Source organism: Sphingomonas sp. ABOLH (genome assembly GCF_003951715.1).
GTDB classification, from domain to species: Bacteria; Pseudomonadota; Alphaproteobacteria; order Sphingomonadales; family Sphingomonadaceae; genus Sphingomonas; species Sphingomonas hankookensis_A.
Window position 1 is genome coordinate 1 of sequence record NZ_QQWV01000118.1, and the last position, 536, is coordinate 536.

General features: G+C 61.9%; 1 protein-coding gene and 1 pseudogene. One reads left to right on the forward strand and one right to left on the reverse strand.

The window, feature by feature from the left end; translation table 11 throughout:
* Positions 1–189: hypothetical protein (locus CA237_RS19850; protein ID WP_206433029.1), on the forward strand; the 189-nt coding region annotated here is incomplete at its 5' end.
* A gap of 113 nt (positions 190–302) precedes the next feature.
* On the opposite strand, the pseudogene CA237_RS19505 reads toward CA237_RS19850, so the two are convergent.
* A pseudogene (locus CA237_RS19505) lies at positions 303–536 on the reverse strand (hypothetical protein); the annotation flags it as partial.

The window sequence follows — 536 nt, forward strand, 5'->3', positions numbered from 1 at the left end:
CACCACATCCGCTCGGCGCGCCACGGCGATGTCAATTTCGGGTTGTTTACCTCGCTTTGGGACGTGCTGCTCGGGACAGCACGTTTCTCCGGACCTCCGATCCGGGCCGGAGATATCGGCATTGACGGTCGCCCCGATTATCCGCGCGGCTATGCCGCGCAGCTGGCCGAACCGTTTACGGGGCGATGAGCGGCGCGGGCGACCTCGCCCGGCCGCACATCGGGAAACTGCGGTCGGATCAGGAGCGGCTCATCACCGCGATGATCCGCCGCGGGACACCACATCCAACGCCGCCCGGATCCTCATATTCTGGTTCGATTGAGTCGAAGCGCGTTCGCGACAACGCTCACTGACGACAGCGCCATCGCAGCAGCGGCAATGATCGGTGAAAGCAGGATACCGAACCACGGGTAGAGCACGCCTGCAGCAATCGGTACGACAGCCGCATTATAGACGAACGCGAAGAACAAATTCTGGCGGATGTTGGAAATGGTCGCTTAGCTGAGAAGCAGCGCCTTCACGATCCGGCACAGATG